Source organism: Pararhizobium sp. P1_E7, from assembly GCF_056405855.1.
On sequence record NZ_JBFUBH010000028.1, the window covers coordinates 20,928 to 47,107 of the forward strand.

At 61.2% G+C, this 26,180-nt stretch carries 20 protein-coding genes; 12 read left to right on the forward strand and 8 right to left on the reverse strand.

Translation table 11 applies throughout. From position 1 onward, the window contains the following. Nucleotides 1–8 precede the first annotated feature (8 nt). Together arfB and AC1D17_RS20350 are read right to left on the reverse strand one after the other, a co-directional pair. Nucleotides 9–443, reverse strand: a complete 435-nt coding sequence (arfB, locus tag AC1D17_RS20345) for an alternative ribosome rescue aminoacyl-tRNA hydrolase ArfB (protein ID WP_477567136.1) — start codon at nucleotides 441–443, stop codon at nucleotides 9–11. A 138-nt stretch (nucleotides 444–581) separates the two neighbouring features. After that, nucleotides 582–2,192 (reverse strand): phosphoenolpyruvate carboxykinase, encoded by a 1,611-nt coding sequence (locus AC1D17_RS20350; protein ID WP_477567137.1) that lies wholly within the window; start codon nucleotides 2,190–2,192, stop codon nucleotides 582–584. 341 nt (nucleotides 2,193–2,533) lie between these two features. Between AC1D17_RS20350 and AC1D17_RS20355 the strand changes: the two genes are divergently transcribed. The 12 genes from AC1D17_RS20355 (at nucleotide 2,534) to trxA (ending at nucleotide 20,580) form a co-directional block, all read left to right on the forward strand. Then, on the forward strand, nucleotides 2,534–3,268 hold the full coding sequence (locus tag AC1D17_RS20355) for a response regulator transcription factor (RefSeq protein ID WP_477567151.1): 735 nt from the start codon (nucleotides 2,534–2,536) through the stop codon (nucleotides 3,266–3,268). Nucleotides 3,269–3,522: 254 nt separating this feature from the next. Then, on the forward strand, nucleotides 3,523–5,277 hold the full coding sequence (locus AC1D17_RS20360; protein ID WP_477567152.1) for a stimulus-sensing domain-containing protein: 1,755 nt from the start codon (nucleotides 3,523–3,525) through the stop codon (nucleotides 5,275–5,277). Beyond that, the gene (locus AC1D17_RS20365) at nucleotides 5,274–5,741 is read left to right on the forward strand and encodes an HPr kinase/phosphorylase (protein WP_477567138.1); all 468 of its coding nucleotides are present in this window, start codon (nucleotides 5,274–5,276) and stop codon (nucleotides 5,739–5,741) included. The genes AC1D17_RS20360 and AC1D17_RS20365 overlap by 4 nt, the downstream gene beginning before the upstream one ends. A gap of 146 nt (nucleotides 5,742–5,887) precedes the next feature. Beyond that, a complete protein-coding gene (locus AC1D17_RS20370; RefSeq protein WP_037096714.1) occupies nucleotides 5,888–6,289 on the forward strand; it encodes a PTS sugar transporter subunit IIA in 402 nt (133 codons plus the stop codon). A gap of 13 nt (nucleotides 6,290–6,302) precedes the next feature. Then, complete coding sequence (locus AC1D17_RS20375) at nucleotides 6,303–6,575, forward strand: HPr family phosphocarrier protein (protein ID WP_060640326.1); 273 nt, start codon at nucleotides 6,303–6,305, stop codon at nucleotides 6,573–6,575. Between the two features lie 185 nt (nucleotides 6,576–6,760). Further along, nucleotides 6,761–8,161 (forward strand): adenosylhomocysteinase, encoded by a 1,401-nt coding sequence (gene ahcY, locus AC1D17_RS20380; protein ID WP_264219983.1) that lies wholly within the window; start codon nucleotides 6,761–6,763, stop codon nucleotides 8,159–8,161. A 403-nt stretch (nucleotides 8,162–8,564) separates the two neighbouring features. Continuing rightward, nucleotides 8,565–11,045 carry a PAS domain-containing sensor histidine kinase gene (locus AC1D17_RS20385; protein ID WP_477567139.1) on the forward strand — a complete coding sequence of 827 codons (2,481 nt, stop codon included), beginning with the start codon at nucleotides 8,565–8,567 and terminating at the stop codon, nucleotides 11,043–11,045. Then, entirely contained in the window at nucleotides 11,045–12,556 is a 1,512-nt protein-coding gene (gene tsaE, locus AC1D17_RS20390) for a tRNA (adenosine(37)-N6)-threonylcarbamoyltransferase complex ATPase subunit type 1 TsaE (RefSeq protein ID WP_477567140.1), read from the forward strand. Before AC1D17_RS20385 ends, tsaE begins: the two co-directional genes overlap by 1 nt. A gap of 123 nt (nucleotides 12,557–12,679) precedes the next feature. Continuing rightward, entirely contained in the window at nucleotides 12,680–13,417 is a 738-nt protein-coding gene (locus tag AC1D17_RS20395; protein WP_477567141.1) for a nucleotidyltransferase family protein, read from the forward strand. A 1-nt stretch (nucleotide 13,418) separates the two neighbouring features. Further along, on the forward strand, nucleotides 13,419–16,610 hold the full coding sequence (gene addB / locus AC1D17_RS20400; protein WP_477567142.1) for a double-strand break repair protein AddB: 3,192 nt from the start codon (nucleotides 13,419–13,421) through the stop codon (nucleotides 16,608–16,610). Beyond that, nucleotides 16,600–20,166 (forward strand): double-strand break repair helicase AddA, encoded by a 3,567-nt coding sequence (gene addA / locus AC1D17_RS20405; protein WP_477567143.1) that lies wholly within the window; start codon nucleotides 16,600–16,602, stop codon nucleotides 20,164–20,166. Before addB ends, addA begins: the two co-directional genes overlap by 11 nt. A 90-nt stretch (nucleotides 20,167–20,256) precedes the next feature. Beyond that, on the forward strand, nucleotides 20,257–20,580 hold the full coding sequence (gene trxA / locus AC1D17_RS20410) for a thioredoxin (protein ID WP_264219976.1): 324 nt from the start codon (nucleotides 20,257–20,259) through the stop codon (nucleotides 20,578–20,580). Nucleotides 20,581–20,640: 60 nt separating this feature from the next. Here trxA and AC1D17_RS20415 read toward each other — a convergent pair whose 3' ends face one another. The 6 genes from AC1D17_RS20415 to AC1D17_RS20440 form a co-directional block, all read right to left on the reverse strand. After that, a complete protein-coding gene (locus tag AC1D17_RS20415; RefSeq protein ID WP_477567144.1) occupies nucleotides 20,641–21,270 on the reverse strand; it encodes a GNAT family N-acetyltransferase in 630 nt (209 codons plus the stop codon). Between the two features lie 87 nt (nucleotides 21,271–21,357). Continuing rightward, the gene (locus AC1D17_RS20420; RefSeq protein WP_477567145.1) at nucleotides 21,358–22,701 is read right to left on the reverse strand and encodes a bifunctional folylpolyglutamate synthase/dihydrofolate synthase; all 1,344 of its coding nucleotides are present in this window, start codon (nucleotides 22,699–22,701) and stop codon (nucleotides 21,358–21,360) included. A gap of 127 nt (nucleotides 22,702–22,828) precedes the next feature. Beyond that, nucleotides 22,829–23,743, reverse strand: coding sequence for an acetyl-CoA carboxylase, carboxyltransferase subunit beta (gene accD / locus AC1D17_RS20425; protein ID WP_477567146.1), 915 nt, complete (start codon nucleotides 23,741–23,743; stop codon nucleotides 22,829–22,831). A 50-nt stretch (nucleotides 23,744–23,793) separates the two neighbouring features. Continuing rightward, the gene (gene trpA, locus AC1D17_RS20430) at nucleotides 23,794–24,633 is read right to left on the reverse strand and encodes a tryptophan synthase subunit alpha (protein ID WP_477567147.1); all 840 of its coding nucleotides are present in this window, start codon (nucleotides 24,631–24,633) and stop codon (nucleotides 23,794–23,796) included. 4 nt (nucleotides 24,634–24,637) lie between these two features. Further along, nucleotides 24,638–25,858: a tryptophan synthase subunit beta gene (trpB, locus tag AC1D17_RS20435; protein WP_477567148.1), complete on the reverse strand. Its 1,221-nt coding sequence runs from the start codon at nucleotides 25,856–25,858 to the stop codon at nucleotides 24,638–24,640. Further along, on the reverse strand, nucleotides 25,855–26,180 hold a 326-nt coding region (locus tag AC1D17_RS20440; protein ID WP_477567149.1), incomplete at its 5' end, for a phosphoribosylanthranilate isomerase. The genes AC1D17_RS20440 and trpB, both read right to left, overlap by 4 nt.

The following is a 26,180-nucleotide window of genomic DNA, read 5'->3' on the forward strand; positions in this document are numbered from 1 at the left end:
TGCAGCGATCAATCGTTCTGCGGGCGTCCGCGCATCTTCTTGACTTCGCCGCGCCCGGTCTTTTCCTTCAGGCGGCGTTCGATCGAGCCTTTGGTCGGCTTGGTTTTCCGGCGCGGCGGCGGCGGCGGTTCGGCAGCCTTCAGGATCAGCTCCTTCAGCCGCTCGCGGGCGTCCTCGCGGTTGCGCTCCTGGCTGCGGAAACGGCTCGCCTCGATCATCAGAACGCCATCCTTGGAGACCTTGCGGCCAGCCAGCTTGACGGCGTTGTCACGCACCCGCTCCGGCAAGGCCGGCGAGGCGACGATGCCGTAGAACAGCTGAACCGCGGTCGAGACCTTGTTGACGTTCTGTCCGCCCGGGCCACCGGCCAGCACGAATTGCTCCGTCAGCTCCCAGCCGGCGATGACGATGCGGTCGTTGATGTAAAGCGGATCGCTGGCCATGTGGTTTCATCCTTCCACCGCTCTATCTCACAGGATGGCAGCGTTGAAAACGCGCGAACCCGCCGCCAACGCAAAAACCCGGCACTTTCGCGCCGGGTTTCACGTGAATCATAGCCTGCAATCTATGCTGGCGGCTGATTATTCCGCCGCGAGCTTGGCGCCGGGGGCCGCATCGCGGACGCTGCCGTCGACATGGCTTTCGAACTTGGCGAAGTTGGTGACGAACATGTCGATCAGCTTGCGGGCCTGCGCGTCATAGGCAACGCCATCGCTCCAGGTCGAGCGCGGATCAAGGATGCTGCTGTCGATACCGGGAACCGAAACTGGAACGGCAAAGCCGAAATTGCTGTCGGTGCGGAATTCGGCCGAGGCCAGCGAGCCGTCAAGCGCTGCAGCGAGCAGCGCCCGCGTTGCCTTGATCGGCATGCGGCTTCCCACGCCATAGGCGCCGCCGGTCCAGCCGGTATTGACCAGCCAGCAATTGACGCCGTGTTCGGCAATCAGTGTCTTGAGCAGGTTACCGTATTCGGACGGATGACGCGGCATGAAGGGTGCGCCGAAGCAGGTCGAGAACGTTGCTTCCGGCTCGGTCACGCCCCTTTCCGTGCCAGCCACCTTGGCGGTGTAGCCGGACAGGAAGTGGTACATGGCCTGATCGGGCGTCAAACGGGCGATCGGCGGCATAACACCGAAGGCATCGGCCGTCAGCATGATGATCGTGCCGGGATGCCCAGCCGTTCCCGACTTGCTGGCATTCGGGATGAAGTCGAGCGGATAGGCGCAACGGGTGTTTTCGGTCAGCGAACCGTCGTTAAAGTCCGGCTTGCGGTTTTCATCGAGCACGACGTTTTCGAGTACCGTACCGAAACGGCGGGTGGTCGCGAAGATTTCCGGTTCGGCTTCTGCCGACAGGCGAATGGTCTTGGCATAGCAGCCGCCTTCGAAGTTGAAGATGCCGTGGTCGCCCCAGCCATGTTCGTCATCGCCGATCAGCGTGCGCTTCGGATCGGCCGACAGCGTCGTCTTGCCGGTGCCCGACAGGCCGAAGAAGACGGCTGCGTCGCCATCCGGGCCGACATTCGCCGAGCAATGCATCGGCATCACGCGCTTGGCCGGCAGCAGGTAGTTGAGCATGGTGAAGACGGCTTTTTTCATCTCGCCGGCATAGGACGTGCCGCCGATCAGAATGATGCCCTTGGTGAAGTTGCAGGCGATCACCGTCTCGGTGCGGCAACCATGGCGTGCTGGATCGGCCTTGAAGTCCGGCAGGTCGATGATCGTCAGCTTCGGTGCGAAGGCGGCGAGTGCAGCCTTTTCGGGGCGGATCAGAAGATTGCGGATGAACAGGGAATGCCAGGCGAATTCGGTAATGACGCGCGTCGGCAGGGCATTTTCCGCATCGGCGCCGCCGATCAGGTCCTGCGCATACAGCGACTTGCCCTTGGCATGATCGAGCATATCCTGATGCAGAACCGCAAAATGCTCCGGCGACATTGCATTGTTGTTGTCCCACCAGATTTCGCCCGTGGTGTTTTCATCGCGAACGACGAATTTGTCCTTCGGCGAACGGCCGGTGTGCTGGCCCGTCAGGGCACGCACGGCACCGTCTGAAGTCAGCTGCGCTTCGCTGCGGCGCAGGATTTCCTCATAGAGTTCAGCAGTGCCAAAGTTGTACCGAACCATGTCCAGGTTGGTGAAACCGATTGATTCCAGTCCAAGGGATGGGTTGCGAACGCCGAGTTCCTTCATGGTCCAGCTTTCCTCCGTGGTTTGCCGACAGAACGTTGTATGTTAGCGACCATAAAAGGATGGAGCGGAAAAGACAAGATTGCTGTCTTAAAAAATATAATGATTTCAGTATATTAATCGATTTAAAGGAAATTATCGCTTTTTTAATCGGTTKAATCGCGCTTTTCCGAGCACCGATTTTTTGCGCGAAACGCCTGCTTTGCGTCGCGCTCGTTGCATTTGCATTTTACTTCGCCACAATTTGTTCCACCTTTATACTCATGAAACGCATCTTACCGCAGCAGAGACCCGGACAACCGGGTTGGCCTCGGAGGCGCAGCGAAATGGTGGAGCCCTATACGATGCAGACGATTGCACTTGTCGATGACGACCGGAACATCCTGACCTCGGTGTCGATTGCGCTGGAGGCGGAAGGCTATAAGGTCGAAACCTACACCGACGGTGCCTCGGCTCTCGACGGATTGCTTGCCCGGCCGCCGCAGCTGGCGATCTTCGATATCAAGATGCCGCGCATGGACGGCATGGAGCTTCTGCGCCGCCTGCGTCAGAAGTCCGATATACCGGTGATCTTCCTGACATCCAAGGATGAGGAAATCGACGAGCTGTTCGGCCTGAAAATGGGCGCCGACGATTTCATTACCAAGCCCTTTTCGCAACGCCTGCTGGTTGAGCGCGTCAAGGCGATCCTGCGCCGCTCGGCCAACCGGGAAGCGGCGGCTGCCGCAAACAGCGGTGGCAACGCGGCCAAGAGTGCCGCCGACATCCAGGCACGCTCGCTGGAACGCGGCCAGCTGTCGATGGACCAGGAGCGACACACCTGCACCTGGAAGAACGAGCCGGTGACGCTGACGGTCACTGAGTTCCTCATCCTGCATTCGCTGGCCCAACGTCCCGGCGTGGTGAAGAGCCGCGATTCGCTGATGGACGCGGCCTATGACGAGCAGGTCTATGTCGACGACCGCACTATCGACAGCCACATCAAGCGGCTGCGCAAGAAGTTCAAGATGGTCGACAACGACTTCGACATGATCGAAACGCTTTACGGCGTCGGCTACCGCTTCCGCGAATCGGCCTGAGCTGGGCCTCATCTCTTCGCCACACCGGATATGGCTGCGATGGGCAAGACTGGCGTGGTCACGGGCGGAGCTGTATGATACGGCTCCGCGCCAAGACGGGACGCAAAGAACCGATCTCCATTTTTGCCTCGGGCTTTTGCCGCGAGGCGACGGCAGCCAGGTCTGCCACTGAACGGCAGCAAAACTGCCACTGATATGCAGGGGCCGCGAAAGCGGGAGTTGAAGGCTTGGTCGAAGTCTTGCGAAACATCGATATGGATGACGGCGAAACACGGGCGGCTTCCGGCCGCAAGTGGGCGCATCCCTTCACGTTGATTCGCAGGATTTTCGGCAATGCCGTCTTTTCCAGCCTGACCCGCCGTATCCTGTTCTTCAATCTCGTCGCGCTCGTCGTTCTCGTCGGCGGCATCATGTATCTGAACCAGTTCCGCGAAGGACTGATCGATGCGCGCGTCGAAAGCCTTCTGACGCAAGGGGAAATCATCGCCGGCGCCATCGCGGCGTCTGCCTCCGTCGATACCAACTCGATCACCATCGATCCCGAGAAGCTTCTGGAACTGCAGGCGGGCCAAAGCATCACGCCGCTGCCAAGCGACGAGGATCTCGAATTCCCGATCAATCAGGAGCGTGTCGCACCGGTGTTGCGGCGGCTGATCTCGCCGACCCGCACCCGCGCCCGCCTGTTCGATGCCGATGCCGACCTCTTGCTTGATTCCCGCCATCTCTATACCGGCGGCCAGGTGCTGCGTTTCGACTTGCCGCCGATCGAACCGGAAGCCGTGACATGGTCCGAGCGGCTGAACTCCTGGTTCAACCGGGTGCTGCAACCGGGCAACCTGCCGCTCTACAAGGAACCGCCAGGTGGCAACGGCGCGATCTATCCCGAAGTCATGAACGCGCTGACCGGCGTTCGGGGCGCCGTTGTCCGCGTTACCGAAAAGGGCGAGCTGATCGTCTCCGTCGCCGTTCCCGTTCAGCGTTTTCGCGCGGTTCTCGGCGTACTGCTGTTGTCGACACAGGCGGGCGATATCGACAAGATCGTTCATGCCGAGCGGCTGGCCATCATCCGCGTGTTCGGCATCGCCGCGCTGGTCAATGTCATCCTGTCGCTGCTGCTGTCGAGCACGATCGCCAACCCGCTCAGGCGCCTGTCGGCCGCCGCCATCCGCGTGCGGCGTGGCGGTGCCAAGGAGCGCGAGGAAATTCCGGATTTCTCGTCGCGCCAGGACGAGATCGGCAACCTGTCCGTCGCGCTGCGCGAAATGACGACGGCGCTCTACGACCGCATCGCCGCGATCGAGAATTTTGCAGCCGACGTCAGCCATGAATTGAAGAACCCGCTGACCTCGCTGCGCAGCGCCGTTGAAACGCTGCCGCTCGCACGCACCGACGATTCCAAGAAGCGTCTAATGGACGTCATCCAGCACGACGTGCGCCGTCTTGACCGCCTGATCAGCGACATTTCCGATGCCTCAAGGCTCGATGCCGAGCTTGCCCGCAGCGATGCCAAGGCCGTCGATCTGGAAAAACTGCTCGGTGGCCTTGTCGATATTTCCCGGCAGATCCGCAGCGGCAAGAAGGCTGTCGAGCTGAGTTTCATCGTCGAGCGCAAGGACAATCCGAAGGCGCGCTTCGATGTCGGCGGCTACGAGCTGCGCATCGGCCAGATCATCACCAACCTGATCGAGAATGCCCGCTCGTTCGTTCCGGACCAGGGCGGCCGCATCGTTCTGCGCCTGACCCGGACCCGCAGCCGCTGCATCATCTATGTCGAGGACAACGGCCCCGGCATCCAGGCCGAAGACATCGACCGGATCTTCGAACGCTTCTACACCGACCGGCCGGAGGCTGAGGATTTTGGTCAGAATTCGGGCCTTGGTCTTTCCATCTCACGCCAGATCGCCGAGGCCCACGGCGGCTCGCTGAAGGCCGAGAATATGTTGAACGCGGCAGGCCAGATCACTGGCGCCCGCTTCATCCTTTCGCTTCCGATCGAGAACCACGCGTGACAAGCGAAGCGGTCAATGTTCACGCGACTGCCGTGGTGCTGGGAACCTGCGGCTTCCTCTTCGTCGGCCCGTCCGGCGCGGGCAAGACCACACTGGCGCTTTCCTGCATGACGGCAGCGAAGAATGCCGGGTTGTTTGCCGCCCTCGTGTCGGATGATCAGGTGCTGATTTCTGCGCGCAACGGCCGCATCATCGCCCGCCGCCCGGCATCGATCCGAGGGCTCGCCGAGATCCGCGGCACCGGCATCGTCGAGGCCGAGACCATCGGAGCTGCCGTTCTCGACTGCGCCATTCTGCCTGTCAAACCGCCGTTTGAGCCCCGTATGCCGCCGGAAAACGAGACGTTTTTGCTTGCCCACGGTAATTTTTTACCGCTCAGGCGGTTGCCCCTGGCAGAGAGCTTGAATTCCTTCGAATTTTTGCGGCTTGTTTTGCCCCAAAATGCCAATTTTCAAGGACAATGATGCCTTTTAAGGCAGCATTTCCGGATTTTTAACTTGCCATTCGCCTTTTCCTTGCCAAGATGGCCGCCCTAAAGGTGGACGAAATTGCTGCATTGCGATATCTGACCATCCTTGAGATTTGCAGATGCAGTTGGAGCAAAGACATTATGATCGGACTTGTGCTTGTCACGCACGGCAAGCTGGCTGAAGAGTTTCGTCATGCGCTGGAGCATGTCGTTGGTCCGCAAAAGTCGATCGAGACTGTCTGCATCGGCCCCGAAGATGATATGGACCAGCGCCGTCAGGACATTCTGCACGCCGTCCTCGCAGCCGACGAAGGCAATGGCGTTATCATCCTCACCGACATGTTCGGCGGCACGCCCTCCAATCTGGCAATCTCGGTGATGCAGAGCGGCACCGTCGAGGTCATTGCCGGTGTCAACCTTCCCATGCTGATCAAACTGGCCGGCGTCCGTGGCGAAAGCGATATGGACAAGGCACTCGTCGAAGCGTCCGAAGCAGGCAGGAAATACATCAATGTCGCAAGCCGTGTCCTCAGTGGAAAATAACGGGACGCCGGTCATGACTCTCTCCCGTGACCTTCTGATCGTCAACAAGCGCGGATTGCATGCCCGCGCCTCGGCCAAGTTCGTGCAGACGGTTGAGGGCTATGATGCCGAGATCCACGTCTCGAAGGACGGCATGACGGTCGGCGGCACCTCGATCATGGGCCTGATGATGCTGGCCGCCAGCACCGGCTCTTCGGTCTCCGTCACCTCCAGTGGCCGCCAGGCACAGGAGGCGCTCGATGCGCTCGATGCGCTGGTTGCCGACAAGTTCGGCGAAGAAATCTGACGCGCGCCAGATGAGAGACATAAAGACATAAAGACCTCTTTATGTCCTGTTGCTCCTTTTTACGTTTCCTGATAATTGAGGAACAAACTTCCTGTTGACTGCAGGAAGTGCCGAATTTTAGTGCGCCCTGCCCGGCCCTGCCAAAACGTCAGGTCTTAATGCACGGCACCAGCCCGGAGACTTTTATGAGCACGAAAAACGACTATCTGGTTGCGGATATCGGTCTTGCCGATTTCGGCCGCAAGGAAATCACCATCGCCGAGACCGAAATGCCGGGCCTGATCGCCTGCCGCGAGGAATTCGGCACCGCGAAGCCCCTGAAGGGCGCGCGCATCACCGGCTCGCTGCACATGACCATCCAGACGGCCGTTTTGATCGAGACGCTGGTTGCTCTCGGCGCCGAGGTACGCTGGGCATCCTGCAACATCTTCTCGACGCAGGACCACGCCGCGGCAGCCATCGCCGCCACCGGCGTTCCGGTCTTCGCGGTCAAGGGCGAAAGCCTCGAAGAATACTGGACCTATACGGACCAGATCTTCCAGTGGGCCGACGGCGGCGTTTCCAACATGATCCTCGATGACGGCGGCGACGCCACCATGTACATCCTGCTCGGTGCCCGCGCCGAAGCCGGCGAGGACGTTCTGTCGAAGCCTGAATCCGAGGAAGAAGAAATCCTCGTCGCCCAGATCAAGAAGCGCCTTGCCGCTTCGCCGGGCTGGTTCACCAAGCAGCGCGACGCCATCAAGGGCGTGACGGAAGAAACCACCACCGGCGTCAACCGTCTCTACCAGCTGCATGCCAAGGGCCTGCTGCCCTTCCCGGCCATCAATGTTAACGATTCGGTTACCAAGTCGAAGTTCGACAACAAGTATGGCTGCAAGGAATCGCTGGTCGACGGCATCCGCCGCGGCACCGACGTGATGATGGCCGGCAAGGTTGCCGTCGTCTGCGGTTATGGCGATGTCGGCAAGGGTTCTGCCGCTTCGCTCTCCGGCGCCGGCGCCCGCGTCAAGGTCACGGAAGTCGATCCGATCTGCGCCCTGCAGGCCGCCATGGACGGGTTTGAAGTCGTTCAGCTCGAAGACGTCGTGTCTTCGGCCGACATCTTCATCACGACGACCGGCAACAAGGACGTCATCCGCATGGACCACATGCGCGAGATGAAGGACATGGCGATTGTCGGCAACATCGGCCACTTCGACAACGAGATCCAGGTTTCCGCGCTGCGCAACCTGAAATGGACCAACATCAAGCCGCAGGTCGACCTGATCGAGTTCCCGAAGGGCAACCGCATGATCCTTCTGTCGGAAGGCCGCCTGCTCAACCTCGGCAACGCAACCGGCCACCCGTCCTTCGTGATGTCGGCATCGTTCTCCAACCAGGTCCTGGCCCAGATCGAACTGTTCACCAAGGGTGCACAATACGACAAGGGCGTCCACATTCTGCCGAAGCACCTCGACGAAAAGGTCGCGCGCCTTCATCTGGCAAAGCTCGGCGCCAAGCTGACGGAACTTTCGGAAGAGCAGGCCGGCTATATCGGCGTAACGCCGCAGGGCCCGTTCAAGTCTGAACACTACCGCTACTAATCCTTACCCGGATAATCCACAAGATATAGAAGGCCGCGATCTTGACAGAAGATCGCGGCCTCTTTTTTTGCCCCGCCCTTCCCGACGATTCCCCGAAGGCGTATGTTTTTGGCACAATGATTCGTGACGAAGATGCGGAACAGACGCGTCACGGATGGGATGTCTTGTCGTTGAGGCGGCATGCAGACGAAGACATTGCCGGACTGCAATCGGAATTGAATGAGGCCTGCCCGGGCGGAATTTCGATTTAGCACTGCGTGGCGATTTGCAACCGGACCAAAGAGCTTTGAAACGACCCGCCGAAAGGCCGGGGCACGCTTCAAAGTATTGAATACACATATGATCGCCGTGATTCGGGTTTCCGGCGCTTCGATTGTATGTGGGGCAAACGGGGAAGCACGCCATGGAAACAGGTCCTTTGAAACGCGCCGGCGGCCGGATTCCGTCTTCGTTGCGCCGGCTCATGGCAAGCGCGGCATTTGCTGCTCTCGCCGGTCCTGCTCTTGCTGCCGCTGAGGGCGTCGCCACAGCCAACATCTTCGGCTCTTCCGAGGTCGTTACCTTTTCCGTCCTGATCGGCGTCGTTTCTGCGGCCATGCTCTCTGCCATCTGGCTGATCCGCCAGCGCGGCAATATGGAGACCGATAACCGCGAACTGAACACGGCGTTGGCCGACGCCAACCACCGGATTTCGCGTTTCCAGGCGCTGATCGCCGACAAGAACCGCCGCATCGTCGTCTGGGAAGGCCAGTCGAACAAACCCGAATTCCTCGGCCACCTGCCGGCCGAAACCGGTGCCCCGCAGGACGACCGCGATTTCCTCGCCTTCGGCCGCTGGCTTAAATCGCAATCGGCATCGGAGCTGGAAAAAGCCATCGAACTGCTGCGCTCTGGTGCCCAGAGCTTCGATCTTATTGTCGAAACCAGCCGCAGTGAAATCATCGAGGCCCAGGGCCGCGTCTCCGGCGGCCGGGCATTCGTCCGTTTTGTCGCACTCAACAATCTGCGGGCCGAGCTTGCGGAAGTGAAGATGGAACGCGATCGCCTGCACGGCTCCCTGTCCAACCTGCACACGCTGCTTGACGCCATCGATCTACCCGTCTGGCAGCGCGGGCCGGACGGCGCTATCCTCTGGGTGAACGACGCCTATGCCGAAGCCGTTGAAGCGACCGGTCCCGCCGCGGCGGTGCAGGAAAGTCGCGAGCTTCTGGCAACCGTTGCCCGTGAGAAGATCCGCGCCTTCAGCACCTATGATTCGCCCTATCGCGAAAAGGTCTCCACAGTTGTCCGTGGAAACCGGACATTCTTCGATGTGGTGGACACCAAAAGCATGAGCGGTTCGGCAGGCATGGCGATCAACGTCTCCGACGTCGAGGCGGTGCGCGAGGAATTGAACCGCACCTTGAAGAGTCACGCCGAAACGCTCGATCATCTGGCAACGCCCGTGGCGATCTTCGACGGCAGCCAGCAGCTGCAATTCTACAACCAGGCTTTCCAGCGCCTGTGGGACCTCGACATGAGCTTCCTCGAGCGTAAGCCCGGCAATGGCGAGATACTGGACCGGCTGCGCGCCCTCGGCAAGCTGCCGGAGCAGCTGAACTGGAAGCAATGGAAGGATTCGGCGCTCGCCGTCTATCAGGCGATCGAGACGCAATCCGACCTCTGGCACCTGCCCAACGGCCAGACCCTGCGCGTGTTCGCAACCGCCCGTCCGCAGGGCGGAGCGACCTGGGTGTTCGAGAACCTGACGGAAAAGGTCGATCTGGAAACCCGCTACAACACGCTTGTCCAGGTCCAGGGTGAGACCATCGACCATTTGTCGGAAGGTGTGGCCGTGTTCGGTCCGGATGGCCGTATCAAGCTGTCCAATCCTGCCTTCCGCGCACTTTGGGGCGTCACGGAAATCGAGGCGAAGCCCGGCACGCATATCCGCGCCATCGAGCAGGCCTGCGCGCCGTCCTACGACCAACCGGATGGCTGGAAGCGGTTTTCACATCTTATCACCAGCTTCGACGACGAGCGCCCGTCATGCCAGGGCATTCTTGAATTGCGGACCGGGTTGATCCTTGATTTTGCCGTCATTCCGCTGCCAAATGCCCAGACCATGCTGACCTTCGTCAACATCACCGACAGTGTGCGGGTCGAACGCGCGCTCACGGAAAAGAACGACGCGCTGCGGATGGCGGATCACCTGAAAAACGATTTTGTCCAGCACGTGTCCTATGAGCTGCGCTCGCCGCTGACCAATATCATCGGTTTCGCGGATCTTTTGAAAACGCCGGCCTTCGGCTCCCTGACGGAGCGGCAGGCCGAGTATGTCGATCACATCTCGACATCCTCCTCGCTGCTTTTGACCATCGTCAACGACATCCTCGATCTGGCAACCGTCGATGCGGGTATCGTCGAGCTCGACCTGTCGGAAATCAACCTGACGGATTTCCTCGACGAGGTGTCGCTGCAGATGGCCGACAGGCTGCAGGAAAGTGCCGTCACCTTGCAGATCGATACGCCGGATATGCTGGGCCTGTTCGTTGCCGATCACCAGCGCCTGAAGCAGATTCTCATCAAGCTTTTGACCAATGCCGCCAACTTTGCGCCTGACGGCAGCACCGTCAGCCTGAAATGCCGCCGCGACGGCAGCGACTTCGTCTTCAGCGTCACCGACAACGGAGCCGGCATCCCGCAGGACGTTCTCGACACCGTGTTCAAGCGGTTCGAAAGCCACGGCCAGCACGGTGGCGCGGGCCTTGGCCTGTCCATCGTCGAAAGCTTCGTCAGCCTCCACCACGGCACTGTATCGATCCGCAGCCGCGAAGGCGAAGGCACGGAAGTCACCTGCCGTATCCCGTCCGGCGACCTGCCGAGAATAGCCGCGGCGGAATAATGCAAGCGCTCAAGCTCACCCTTAAGGACGAGGCGGCCACCATCGAGCTCGGCGAAGACCTGGCGCTGGCCTTGAAGGCCGGCGACTGTCTGGCGCTTTCCGGTGACCTCGGTGCCGGCAAATCGACGCTGGCGCGCGCCTTTCTGCGCGCCATGGCGGATGACGAGGCGCTGGAGGTGCCAAGCCCGACCTTCACGCTGGTGCAGAGCTATGCGCTGAGAATTCCCGTTTCGCATTTCGATCTCTACCGGCTGGCGGATGTGTCGGAACTCGACGAGCTGGGTTTTGACGAGGCCCTCTCCGAGGGCATCTGCCTCGTGGAATGGCCAGAAAATGCCTTGGCAGCGCTGCCAAAATCACGATTGACCGCCACGTTTTCCCATCTCGGCGACGGACGTACCGTTACGCTTTCCGGCGAACCGGCTGCCCTTTCCCGGATCGAACGCAGCCTTGCCATTCGCGCTTTCCTGCGGCAACGCGGGTATGGCCATGCCAAGCGCCGCCATCTCAGCGGCGATGCTTCCGCGCGCGCCTATGAGCGTATTCTCGTGCCCGGAGAACCTGCGCTGATCCTGATGGACTCGGCCCGTCACAAGCCCGGCCCCATCCTTCAGGACGGCAAATATTATCAGCAGCTTGCCCATCTTGCCGAAGACGTCATCCCCTTCGTCGCCATTGCCCGCGACATCCGGGAAAAAGGATTTTGCGCGCCGCACGTCTATGAAAGCGATCTCGATGCCGGCATTCTGCTGATCGAGGACCTCGGCAGCGAGGGCGTTCTTGACGCCGAAGGACAACCGGTTGCCGAACGCTATCTGGAAAGCGTCCGTGCCCTTGCGCATCTGCATGCACAGCCGGTGACGCAGGACATATCGCTTTCTCCGTCCGTCACGCACCATATTCCCGACTTCGATCGCACGGCGATGAAGATCGAGACCAGCCTGCTGATCGACTGGTACCTGCCGTGGAAGCGCGGCGACAAGGCTTCCGATGCCGAGCGCGCCAGCTATTTCGCGGTATGGGATCAGCTGATCGATCTCCTTGCGACCTCGGAAAAGAAGCTTTTGCTGCGGGATTTTCATTCGCCGAACATCATCTGGCGCGGCGATCGCTCCGGTTTTGACCGCATCGGCATCATCGATTTCCAGGATGCGATGATCGGCCCGACGGCTTATGACGTCGCCTCCATCTCGCAGGATGCCCGCGTCACCATCGAACCGGATCTGCGCGAAGAGATGCTCTCGCTCTACTGCAGGCAACGCCACGCTCTCGGCACGTTCGACGAAACGATTTTCCGGCGCGACTGGCATCTGATGTCGGCGCAGCGCAATTGCAAGCTCGCCGGCATTTGGGTGCGCCTCATGCAGCGCGACCAGAAACCCTTCTACATGAAGCACATGCCGCGGACATTTTCCTATCTTGAAATGGCGCTGAAACACGAAGCGCTCGCGCCCTTGCGCGATTGGTGCATAAAGGCTGGAATCCTCTACAGCGCCGCGCGTCATGAATGACGCGCAAAGGACGCTGTAGCGCTTTAATTCGTTGCATAATTTTTCCTTAAATCGATTCCGGTTTAAGGAATTATGCAGGAGGCCGAATCAGCGGCCGAAGATTCAGTGGATCACGTGCTGCCCATGCCCATCATCGAAAACGCCATGGTGCTCGCCGCAGGGCTTGGCACCCGCCTGCGCCCCATTACCGATACCCTGCCGAAGCCACTGGTTCCGATCGCGGACAAGCCGATGATCGACTATGTGCTCGATTTGCTGGAGGCCGCAGGCGTTTCGACGGCAGCAGTCAACGTCCATCATTTCGCCGGCCAGATGGAGGCGCATCTTGCCAAACGCAGCCGCCCGGCGATCGTCATTTCCGACGAGCGGGCCGCCCTGATGAATTCCGGCGGCGGGTTGGCGAAGGGATTGAAACTGCTTCCCGAAGGCCCGGTTCTGGTGATGAATGCCGACCTGTTCTGGGTTGGAGAAAAGCCGGGAGCGCCTTCTAATCTTCAGCGGCTCGCATCCTTCTTCGACCCGGAAAGCATGGACATGGCGCTGCTCTGCGTGCGCAACGAAGACACGACCGGCCATAACGGCAAGCTGGATTTCTCGCTCGATCCGGACGGGCGGCTGTCGCGCTACAAGGACGGCATGGACAATCCCGTCGTCTATGCAGGCGCCATCGCGCTGCACAGCAGGCTTTTCGCTGATGCCCCGGACGATGCCTTCAACCTCAACATCTACTTTGACCGGGCAATTGCGCAAAACAGGCTTTTCGGCATCGTTCTCGACGGTCATTGGCTGACGGTCGGGACGCCCGAAGCGATCGGCCTGGCCGAGAACGCCATCCGCCAGTTCGAAGCGGGAGCCTCATGACGTGACGGGAGCCGTCTCCAACGTCTTCACCATTCCCCCCGGCCTCCCCTTCCTGAAGACCGTGGTCGAAAAGCTATGCTCGGGCGAACTGGTTCCCGGTTTTCGTTACGATACGGCCGACCCGCTCTCGCTTGCCGGCGTGACGATCTTCGTGCCGACCCGGCGCTCGGCCCGTGTGCTGCGCTCAGAGCTGGTTGATTGCCTCGGTGGACGTTCGGCGATCCTGCCGATGATACGGGCGCTCGGCGAAACCGATGACGACAGCGGTTTCTTCGATGCCGAAATCCCGGCGATCCTCGATCTCGCCCCGCCTTTGCCCAATGTCGCCCGGTTGATCGAGCTTGGTTGCCTCATTCTTGCCTGGCGCAACCAGCTGCCGAAAGCGGTTCTCGACGTGCACGCAGAAAGTCCGCTGATCGCGCCGGCCAGCCCCGCCGACGCCATCTGGCTGGCGCGCAATCTCTCCGAGATCATCGACGCGATGGAAACGGAGGAACTGGACTGGGACGCGCTCGACCGGCTCGACGACGCCGACCATGCCCTCTGGTGGCAGCTGACGCTGGCGTTTCTGAAGATTGCCAGCACCTATTGGCCGGCGCGGCTGGAGGAGCTCAAGCAATCTTCTCCCGCCCGTCACCGCAACGCGATCCTTGAAGCCGAGGCCCAGCGCATTGCCAGCGGCAAGGTTACCGGCCCGATCATTATTGCCGGCTCCACGGGCTCTATCCCGGCAACCGCCAAGCTGATCGCCGCGGTCCAGAAACTTCCAAACGGCACCATCGTCCTTCCAGGCCTCGACCAGACGATGAGCGACGCCGAATGGATGATGATCGCGCCGGAAACAGAAAAGCTTGCCGGCAGGCCGGATCCGGCGAGCCGCAGCCATCCGCAATATGGGTTCTTCCGTCTTTTGAAGCGTATGGAGGTTTCCCGCCATGACGTCGCTGTCCTGGGCGTCCCGGCGCCGGATCTCGACTATCGCGCAGAGCTGATTTCCCACGCTCTTCTGCCGGTCCAGGCGACCAGCAGCTGGACGGCTCTGCGCAGCGGCGTCGATCCGGCCGGGCTGACAGCGGCCTTTGCCGATGTGGCGCTGATCGAAACGGCCAATGAGCGTGAGGAGGCAACCGCCATCGCCATTGCCCTGCGACTTGCCCTCCACGACAACGAGGAAAGCCAGGCTGCCCTCATTACCCCGGACCGGGACCTCGCCCGCCGGGTGGCCTGCGAACTCATGCGCTTCGGCATCGAAGCCGACGATTCGGCCGGTACGCCACTCTCGTCCACCGGTCCCGGTAGCCTGGCACGACTGCTGCTTGAAGCGGCGCTGCGTCCGGGCGACCCGGTGCCGATCGTGGCTCTTCTCAAACATCCGCTCGCCCGTTTCGGCCTCGCCGCCGACATGATGAATACGGCTGCAACGACGCTGGAACTGATGGCTCTGCGTGGCGGCACCGGCAGCGCGGATATTTCCGAACTGGAAACCCTTCTCGACCAGACGCTGCAGAATGAAATCGGCAAAAAACATCTGCCGGAATGGCGCGGCCAAGTCGATGACGAGGCAATCGAGCAGGCTCGCGATCTTGCCAGGCGGATCGCCGCGGCGTCGGAGCCGCTCGCCGGCACATTGGTGCGCCACCACAGAAGCGGCCGTGGGTTGACTGCAGCCTTGCCGCTGTCGCAGTGGGCAGAGAAAACCGGCGCCGCTCTGGAGGCGGCTGCCATGGATGAACACGGCAGCCTTGCCGGCCTCTGGTCGGGTGAAGCCGGCGAAGCACTGGCGGTGCTGCTGCGCTCCGTCATCGACACCGAGGGCCAGCTGACGGCTGACGGGCCGCAGTGGAGCGATATTGTCGAAGCCTTGTCGGCAAGCGAATCGATCAAGCCGCGCTCGATGCGTCATCCGCGCGTGTTCATATTCGGCGCACTCGAATCCCGCCTGCAAAGCGTCGATCTCGTGGTTCTCGGCGGCATGAACGAAGGCACCTGGCCCGGCCAGACGGCCAATGATCCCTTCCTGTCGCGAACCATGAAGACCTCGATGGGCCTTGAGCCGCCAGAACGGCGGATCGGCCAGCTGGCGCATGATTTCCAGATGGCCTGCGGTACACGCAAACTCATTTTGACGCGCGCCATGCGCAAGGGCGCGACGCCGACGGTCGCCTCGCGCTGGCTGCAGCGTCTTCTGGCGGTCGGTGGCAAGGCGTTTGCCGGAAAGCTGCGTGAAAACGGCCGGGATTATCAGCAATGGGCCGGCATGCTCGACCAGGGCGCCACCCAGCCGCTGGCCAAAAGACCGGAGCCGAAACCATCGGCGGAGCACCAGCCGCGCAGCTATTCCTTCAGCGAGGTGAGCCGGCTACGGCGCGACCCCTACGCCGTCTATGCGCGCCGGATTCTGCGCCTGCAGCCCATCGATCCGTTCAACCGCGATCCGGGTGCGGCCGAGCGTGGCACGCTGTACCACAAGATCGTCGAGCGTTTCGTGCGCGCCCAGCTGGATGCCACGTCCCCGCAAGCGCAGGCGGAAATGAGCCGGATTCTCAACGAGGCGTTCGACGAGCAGGCGCTGCCCGCCCATATCGATATCGTCTGGCGGCCGCGCTTTGCCGCCGTCGGCAAGGCTTTCATCGACTGGGAAGTCAGCCGCCAGGGCGATATCCGCAAAAGCTTCACCGAACTCTACGCCTCGATGGACCTTGGCGTTTCCGGCATCAAGCTGACGGGGATAGCCGACCGGATCGACATTCTCGGCGACGGCAGCGCCGTGATCGTCGACTACAAGACGGGATCGAACCCCTCGATCAACGAGGCCCGCGCCCTGCTCGATCCGCAGCTTGCGCTGGAAGCGGCAGCGTTGAAAGCCGGAGCATTTCAGAAGGCGGGGCCGAAGCATCCGCAGTCGCTGCTCTATGTCCGCCTGAAACCCGGCGAACGGTTTGCCGTTCAGGAGGTCAACAACGAACATGCCAAGGCCCGCGCCAATGTCGAGACCAAGTCGGCCGAGCAACTGGCTGAGGATTCGCTGAAGGAGCTGACCGGGCTTCTTGCCGCCCTGATGAGCGGCAAATACGGCTTTGCTTCGCGGCTGATCGTCCAGAAGGAGCGCGACTACGGCGGCGAGTACGACCATCTGGCCCGGGTCGCCGAATGGGCGACGGCGGAAGGTGAGGATGACGGCAATGAGGGATGACGATTTCGGCCCGCTCGAGCCGACGCCGCAGGCATGGCTGGACTGGACCTCGGCCAAGCAGGCGCTCGCGTCCGACCCTGCCCGCTCCGCCTGGGTTTCCGCCAATGCCGGCTCCGGCAAGACGCATGTGCTGACACAACGCGTTATCAGGCTTCTGCTGTCCGGCTGCCGGCCCTCGGCAATCCTCTGCCTGACCTATACCAAGGCGGCGGCGTCGGAAATGTCCAACCGCGTCTTCGAGCGCCTGTCCGAATGGGTGACGCTGGACGACGATGCTCTGGACGACCGGATCGCGGCGATCGAGGGCGAAAGACCGGACATTCTGAAACGCCAGGAGGCCCGCCGTCTGTTTGCGCGCGCGCTGGAGACGCCGGGCGGTTTGAAGATCCAGACCATCCACGCCTTCTGCGAGGCGCTGCTGCATCAATTTCCGCTGGAGGCCAATGTCGCCGGTCATTTCTCGGTGCTGGACGACCGTGCCTCTGCCACGCTTTTGGCCGATGCTCGGCGGGCGCTGTTGACGGCCACCGCAAGCGAAGACGATCGTGAACTCACCGAGGCTTTTGCGACGGTGCTTGATCTCGCCGACGATACCGGGCTCGAAAAGCTGCTGTCGGCCATTGTCGCCAACCGCACGCCCATACAGGATTTTCTGGATGACGCAGACCGCAAGGGCGGTATCGACCCGGCACTTCGATCGGCACTTGGCCTTGGCGTTGATGAGACGAACCAGACGGCATTAGCCGGATTCTGGCCACTGAAAGGCCTGAACGGCGCAGGGCTTGAACGTTACCTCAGCATGGCGCTTTCGGCCGGAGGGGCCAAGGTCACGGAATTCGCCGATGGTTTGCGTACCGTCGCCAGGCTCGTCGATCCGCTGCAGCGCTACACGGCCCTGAATGGGCTGTTTTTCACCCAGGCGGGCAAACCGAAGGCCGATTCTGCCTTTCTGTCCAAAGGGATGCGCGACAAGGCGCCGGATCTGGAAGACCTTGTCAACGCCGCCCGCGACCACATTATCATTGCCACAGATCGCCTCAACCTGATTTCGATGTTCGAGGCCACCAAGGCAGCACTGGTGCTCGCCGACCGGCTGAACAGCGACTATGAGGACATCAAGAAGAGCCGCAGCCAGCTGGATTTCGACGACCTGATCAACCGCACGGCGACGCTTTTGTCGCGCGGCGATGTCAGTCGCTGGATCCACTACAAGCTCGACCAAGGCATCGATCATATCCTCGTCGACGAGGCGCAGGATACCAGCCCGGTACAGTGGACGATCATCCAGTCGCTGGCCGAGGATTTCTTTTCCGGCGAAACGGCGCGCGGCGGTAACCGGACGATGTTTGCGGTCGGCGATGAAAAACAGTCGATCTATTCCTTCCAGGGCGCCCGGCCCGAGCGCTTTTCCAACGAGAGCACCCAGACCGAACGGAGGGTCCGCGACGGTGGCAAGGCATTCAGCCCTATCCGCCTGCAGCTGTCCTTCCGCTCCACCGAAGATGTGCTCTCCGCCGTCGATACCGTCTTTGAAAATCCGGCCCATGCGCGCGGCCTCAGCGCCCGTAATGATGCCGTCGTGCACGCCTCCAACCGCATCGGCCATCCTGGCGTCGTCGAGGTCTGGGACGCGATCGCGCCGGCCGACAGCATTCAGGAGGACGACTGGACCGCCGCTTTCGACGCGACCCCGGAGGATGCGCCCGCCAACATCCTGGCGCAGCGTATCGCCTCTGTCCTTGCCGACTGGATCGGCAAGGAGACGGTGATCGAAAAGGGTGTCAGACGGCCGATCCAGCCGGGCGACATCATCGTTCTCGTCCGCAAACGCGATGCCTTCGTCAACGCGCTGACCCGGGCCCTCAAGACAAGACGGAATATTCCCGTTGCCGGCGCCGACCGGCTGGTGCTGACAAACCATATCGCCGTGCAGGACCTGATGGCGCTCGGCCGTTTCGTGCTTTTGCCGCAGGACGACCTGTCGCTGGCCGCTGTTTTGAAGAGCCCGCTGTTCAATCTTTCAGAAGACGACATCGCCGCATTGGCGGTCGGAAGGTCTCCATCTGTCAGTGTATGGAAAAACCTTCTGGATTTCGGCGCCGGCGAGGCGAGCCGGTATCACCCCGTTCTGCAGAAGCTGCAGCGGTACAAGGCCCTTTCGCGCACCCTGCCCGTCCATGATTTTTACGCCCAGATCCTTGGCCATGACGGTGGGCGTGCTGCGTTCCTCGGACGGCTCGGTACCGAGGTCAGCGACATCCTCGACGAATTCCTGACCTTTGCGCTCGATCATGAGAAGAACGGGCTTCCCGGTCTGCAGGCTTTCATTTCCGGCCTGGAAATGGAAGCGCCGACGGTCAAGCGCGAGCAGGACAAGGAACGCAACGAAGTCCGCATCATGACGGTTCATGCGGCCAAGGGGCTGGAAGCGCCAGTCGTTTTCCTCGTGGATGGCGGCGGCAAGGCCTTCAATTCGCAGCACGTCTCCGGCCTCAGGATGATCAAGCAGGACGATCATCAAGGTGCAATGGCACTGCCTGTCTGGCGTCCGCCGGGCGCCGCATCGACCGCGCTGGTGGAAGCGGATACGGACCGGCTGAAAACGGCCGCCGAGGAAGAATACCGGCGGCTTCTTTATGTCGGCATGACGCGGGCGGCCGACCGGCTGATTGTCTGCGGCTATCAGGGCAAGCGCGCCAATCCCGAAAGCTGGCATGCGATGGTGACCACCAGCCTGTCCGTTGACGAACGTGGCCGCAGTGGGCCGATGACATTTGCCGCCGGTGATCAGGAATGGACCGGCTATCGCTGGCAGGTGTCGACGCCTGACCGCGATCTGCGGACGCAGGAGCAAGCCGACGAGATGATTGAGGCGCAACGCGCTGGCCTGCCGCCGGCGCTGCTGCAGCCGTTACCGCCGCAACGGCATCTGCCCCGGCCTCTGAGCCCTTCCGGCGCCGGTGCCGTCATCGATGAAGAGGATGGCAGCCCCATTGTCGGATCTGCCCTGTTCTCGCAAAAGCCCGGCGCCGACACGTCGTTGCTGCGCGGTGCGATCCTGCACCGGTTCCTGCAGGTCTTGCCATCGATCGCGCCGGACGAGCGCCGGGCTGCGGCCGAGCGTTACCTGCTTCGCTCGGTTCCGCGCTGGTCCGCCCCGCAACGGCAGGCGCTGACCGAATCGGTTCTCAGGGTGATCGAACTCCCCGATCTCACCGCACTGTTTTCCGAAGGCAGCCGGGCGGAAGTGGCCATCATGGGTACGCTGAAGCTTGGCGGCAAGGATTTTGCGGTGTCGGGGCGGATCGACCGGCTGGCCGTTTCGGGAAACACGGTCCTCATTGCGGACTTCAAGACCAATCGTGAAATCCCGGCATCTGCCGAAGCTGTCCCCTTCGTCTACAGGGCGCAGCTGGCAATTTACCGCGCCCTGCTGCAGCCGCTCTACCCGGATCACCTCATCCAGTGCGCACTGATCTACACCGGGGGACCCACCGTTCTCACCCTGCCGCAGGCGATGCTCGACAGGAGTCTTGTTGACCTCGCGACAAAGTGAGATATGGATGGGATTGAAAAGCTGACGCTCAGCCATCACATGATGGACAACCGTTCGAAGAACGCCGATTTCGAAAACAAGGAGCAGCCTATGGCTACCGTAAAAGTCGATAATTCCAATTTTCAGGACGAAGTCCTGAACTCCGTCGAGCCTGTCATCGTGGATTTCTGGGCCGAATGGTGTGGTCCGTGCAAGATGATCGCTCCGAGCCTGGAAGAAATTTCCGTTGAGCTGGCCGGCAAGGTCAAGGTTGCCAAGGTCAATATCGATGAGAACCCGGAAATCGCCGCCCAATATGGCGTGCGCTCTATTCCGACTCTCGCCATGTTCAAGGCCGGCGAAGTCGCCGACATCAAGGTGGGTGCCGCGCCGAAGACGGCTCTCACTTCCTGGATTTCCAACGCTGCCGCGTAATTGAAATCCGAACCGAATTGAAAAAGCCCGGGAAACCGGGCTTTTTTCGTTTCTACCAGCTCATTTAGCGCTGGCGGCAGGCTCCAGCAGAGGAATGTGCGGGGCAGCAGTTTTGGGTAGCAGGCCCATCAGGCGCGGATCATCGTGAACCTCGACCATCAGTTTGTAGGGCTTGAAGCCCGAGCGCTGGTAGAACCCGGCGGCGGACGGATGATCGAACGTGCAGGTATGCAACCAGAAGCGTTCGATCGTCTGCGCAAAGGCCTTGGCAATCGCCTGGTTCATCAGAAAACGGCCAGTCCCCTTGCCGATCGCATCCTTGACCAGCCCGAAATAGACCAGTTCGCATTCGCCGGCCACGCGAAAGTCGAGTTCCACCAGGCCGATATCGCGGCCACCGTCGCGCAGCGCATAGGTCTCCACCAACGGATGAGCGAGAATGCCGCGCACCTCGTCATCGCCGATCTCCAGCATCGACACCCACAGCCAGTCTTCGCCAATTTCGCGAAACAGGCGACGGTAGATGTCGAGATTTTGGGGACCGAGACGCGCCAGTGTCAACGGCAATTCCGGCAGTCCGGCCGTTTCCGCCGGGCTCTGGCGCATCTCCAGAAACGTCACCACGTTGGCAACCTTGCCGGCCGGGACGGGTGAATAGCCCTCGGGCAATTCAGGATTATTGTCGTGCATTCGTTTTCTCTGCTCAAGAACTCGGACGGCGCCGGAGGCCGGCCCATAACCATCGATTGACGCGTTGGAGGAAGCAGCCCGAAGGCCTTATCTCGGCGGCGTGCCGTTGTCGGCCAGAACGTCGCCGACCAGATAGAGCGAGCCGCCGATCAGAATGCGGGGCGCGACCGGATCGGCGTCGAACATTGCCGTGATGGCGCCGAGTGCTTCGGCGACCGTGGACATCGCGCCTGCCTCGAAACCGGCCGCCGCCGCATCGTCGGCAAGCGCAACCGCATCTATTCCAGCGTCCGAACCGCGAATCGGTACGGTAAACACCTGTTCGGCAAGCCCCTTGAACGCCTGGAAATACCCGACCGGATCCTTCGTATTGATCATGCCGATGATCATGAACAGCGGCCGTGGGTCACGCTCTTCCAGATTGGCCATGGTTTCGGCGATGACCTGACCGGCGCCGGGATTGTGCCCGCCATCGACCCAGATCTCGGAACCCTTGGGCGCGAGCGATGCGAGCTTGCCGTCCGTCAGGCGCTGCAGCCGGCCCGGCCAATCGACCGTCACCAAACCCCTGTCGATGACGGCATCGGATATATCGAAGCCCGCGGCCTTGACGGCGCGGATGGCAGCGGCAGCGTTGGCATATTGATGGCGGCCCGGCAGGCGCGGCAGTGGCAGGTCGGCAAGACCAAACTCGTCCTGATAGATCAGCCGCCCGAATTCCTCATGTGCCATGAAATCCTGACCATAGACAGAAAGCGGGCATTTTAGCCGCTCTGCGATGGAGATCAGCACGTCGCGCGCAGTATCTTCCTCCTGATGGCCGATCACCACCGGGCAGCCGCGCTTCATGATCCCGGCTTTTTCGGCTGCGATCAGTTCGACCCGATCTCCAAGATAGGCCTGATGATCGAGCGAGATCGGCATGATGACGGAAACGGCAGGCGACTTGATGACATTGGTCGCATCGAAGCGGCCGCCGAGACCGACCTCGATGATCGCGGCATCAGCCGGATGCTCGGCAAACAGAACGAAGGTAACCGCCGTCAGGATTTCGAAGACGGTGATCTTCTGGCCGGCATTGGCTTCGCCGACACGGCGAACGGCGTCGGCCAGAACGGCATCGCTGACCAGCGCGCCGCGCTCGCCTTGTCTGCCGATGCGATAACGCTCGTGCCAGTTGACCAGATGCGGTGATGTATGGACGTGGACGCTGAGACCGGCGGCTTCGAGGATTGCGCGGGAAAAGGCCGTTACCGAGCCCTTGCCGTTGGTGCCGGCGACATGGATCACCGGCGGCAGCCTGTCCTGCGGATTGCCGAGCACATCAAGAAGCCGGGTGATCCGGTCGAGCGACAGATCGAAGCCCTTCGGATGAAGAGCCAGCAACTTGTCGATTTCCTGCCCTGCTTCGCTGACCTGCGCCGTCGTCATCACCGCTCCTCCAACTGCCGCTGGAGCGCCGGGCGCTCATTCAAGCGCGCTCAAGACGCGCCAATCCCAAATGATTTAAGTATCTTGCGGGCGACCGGTCAATCCCGACCGCCCTATGCTTGGAAGCTCAGGCGCTGGCTGCCATCGGAACGGCAGCAAGCGCTGCACTCCCGTTGAGCTTGGCGGCGTCAACCGGCTTCTTCATCAGGATTTTCAACACGCGGGCAAGCGTATCGGGAATATCGTGACGCTTGACGACCATGTCGACCATGCCGTGTTCCATCAGGTATTCCGACGTCTGGAAGCCTTCCGGCAGCTTTTCACGGATAGTCTGCTCGATCACGCGCTTGCCGGCAAAGCAGATTTCCGCCCCCGGTTCCGCCAGATGCAAATCGCCCAGCATGGCATAGGACGCAGTGACGCCACCGGTGGTCGGATTGGTCAGCACGACGATATAGGGAAGGCCTGCTTCCTTGAGCATCTGGACCGCGACCGTGGTGCGCGGCAGCTGCATCAGCGACAGGATGCCTTCCTGCATGCGGGCGCCGCCCGAAGCCGGAAAAATCACCAGCGGGCACTTTTCAGCAACCGCCTTTTCAAATGCCTTGATGATCGCTTCGCCGGCAGCAATGCCGAGCGAGCCGCCCATAAAGTTGAATTCGTGCACGACGCCGACCAGCTTGACGCCACGGCAACGGCCGACACCGGCAACGATCGTATCTTCGAGATCGGTCTTGATGCGGCTGTCACGCAGGCGATCGACATATTTCTTCGAATCGCGGAACTTCAGCGGGTCCTGCGCCACCTTCGGCTGCGGCAGGGCCTCGTAGACGCCGTCGTCGAACAGGTCCTTCAACCGCGCCTTGGCCGGCATCTTCATATGGAAGCCGGAGGCAGGGATGACCCATTTGTTTTCCTCGAGATCGCGGTGAAACACCATCTCGCCGGTTTCCGGGCACTTGATCCAGAGATTTTCCGGAACTTCCCGGCGGCCGAGCATCGAGTTGATCTTCGGTCGAACGTAATTGGTGATCCAGTTCAAATCCAAACTCCTGAATATTTAAAACCGGTCGTGGCCCACAATATGGGCATTTATTCGGCTGCGACAAGTTTCGCAGAGCGAACGCCGGCTGCAAGGCCACGAACCAGCGTTTCCACGCCCGGCACCGTTGCCCCAGTTGATTTTCCGTCCTCGGTCAGGCTGGACGCCACCTGGTTGACGATGGCGGTGCCAACCACCACGCCGTCGGCCGACGCACCGATGGCGCGTGCATGCTCAGCCGTCTTGACGCCGAAGCCGACGCAGACCGGAAGTTTCGTATGGCCCTTGATCCGCTGCACGGCACCGCCAACAACGGTTGGATCCGGCAGTGCTGAGCCGGTGATGCCGTTCATCGAGACATAATAGACGAAACCGGAGGTGTTTTCGAGAACCTTCGGCAACCGCTTGTCGTCGGTGGTCGGCGTCGCCAGGCGAATGAAGTTGATATCCTTCTTCAAGGCCGGGATGCACAGCTCGTCATCCATTTCCGGCGGCAGGTCGACAACGATCAGGCCGTCGATACCCGCGTCCAGCGCGTCATCGAGGAAACGCTCGACACCGTAGATATAGATCGGGTTGTAGTAACCCATCATGACGATCGGCGTATCCTGGTCATCGGCGCGGAAGCGGCGGGCGATTTCCAGCGTCTTGGCCAGCGTCTGCCCGCCTTTCAGCGCGCGCTGGCCGGCCAGCTGAATGGCGGGGCCATCGGCCATCGGATCGGAAAAGGGCATGCCGAGCTCGATGATATCGGAGCCGGCTGACGGCAGCGCCTTCATGATCGCCAGCGAGGTCTCGAAATCCGGATCGCCGCCCATGAAGTAGGTGACCAGCGCCGGGCGGCCTTCTGCTGCCAGATCGGCAAATCGTTTGTCCATGCGTGCGGTCATGCTGTTACAGCCCCATTCCAAGCAATTTGCCGACGGTAAAGATGTCCTTGTCGCCGCGGCCGGAGAGGTTCATCAGGATGATCTCATCCTTGCCCATCTTCGGCGCCCGCTTGATGACTTCGGCGATGGCATGGCTCGGCTCCAGCGCCGGGATAATGCCCTCAAGGCGCGTCAGCGTCTGGAACGCTTCCAGCGCCTCATGGTCCATGATCGGCACATATTCGGCGCGGCCGATATCGGCGAGCCAGGAATGCTCAGGACCGATGCCGGGATAATCGAGGCCGGCCGAGATCGAGTGGCCTTCCTTGATCTGGCCGTCGCCGTCCTGCAGCAGATAGGTGCGGTTGCCATGCAGCACGCCCGGCGATCCCGCCGTGATCGAGGCGCAGTGTTCGTCGCCTTCAAGCCCCTTGCCCCCGGCTTCGACGCCGACGATCTTGACGGTCTCGTCATCAAGGAACGGATGGAAGATGCCGATCGCGTTCGATCCGCCACCGACGGCAGCCACGACCAGATCCGGCAGGCGGCCTTCAGCCTCGAGCATCTGCGCACGGGCTTCGGTGCCGATCACCGCCTGGAAGTCGCGAACCATCTCCGGGTAGGGATGCGGGCCGGCTGCCGTACCGATCAGGTAATAGGTGTCATCGACATTGGTGACCCAGTCGCGCAGCGCCTCGTTCATCGCGTCCTTCAGGGTACCGGAGCCGGCCGTCACCGGCTTTACCTCGGCGCCGAGCAGCTTCATGCGGAACACGTTCGGCGCCTGACGCTCGACATCGGTCGCGCCCATATAGACGACGCAGGGAAGGCCGAAGCGGGCAGCGACGGTGGCGGACGCCACGCCATGCTGTCCGGCGCCGGTTTCGGCGATGATACGGGTCTTGCCCATGCGCTTGGCCAGCAGAATCTGGCCGATGCAGTTGTTGATCTTGTGCGAACCGGTATGGTTCAGCTCTTCGCGCTTGAAATAGATCTTGGCTCCGCCAAGATGCTCCGTCAGACGTTCGGCGAAATAGAGCGGGCTCGGACGGCCGATATAATGGGCACCGAGATGCTTTAGCTCCGCCTGGAATTCCGGGTCGGTCTTGGCCTTGTTCCACTCATCCTGCAGATCAAGGATCAACGGCATCAGGGTTTCGGCAACGAAACGGCCGCCGAAAATCCCGAAGCGGCCATCTTCATCGGGCCCGGTCTTGAACGAATTCAGGTTTGGCGTCTCGTTCACTTGCTTCTCCCTGCCAATGCTTCGGCCATATCCGCGTCCGCGCGGGCGACGGCATCGAAAAACTCTTCCATGCGGCCAAGGTCTTTGACACCCGGCGCGCTTTCGACGCCTGAGGAGGTATCGATCGCTTTGGCACCGGTCAGCGCCAGAGCCTCACCGACATTCTCCGCATTCAAACCACCGGAAAGCATGTAATCGAGGCTTCCGTCAAGCGTATCGAGCAGGTGCCAGTCGAAGGACACACCGTTGCCGCCCGGTAATTCGGAGCCCTTCGGCGCTTTGGCGTCGAACAGGAAACTGTCGGCAATGCCGATATAAGGGT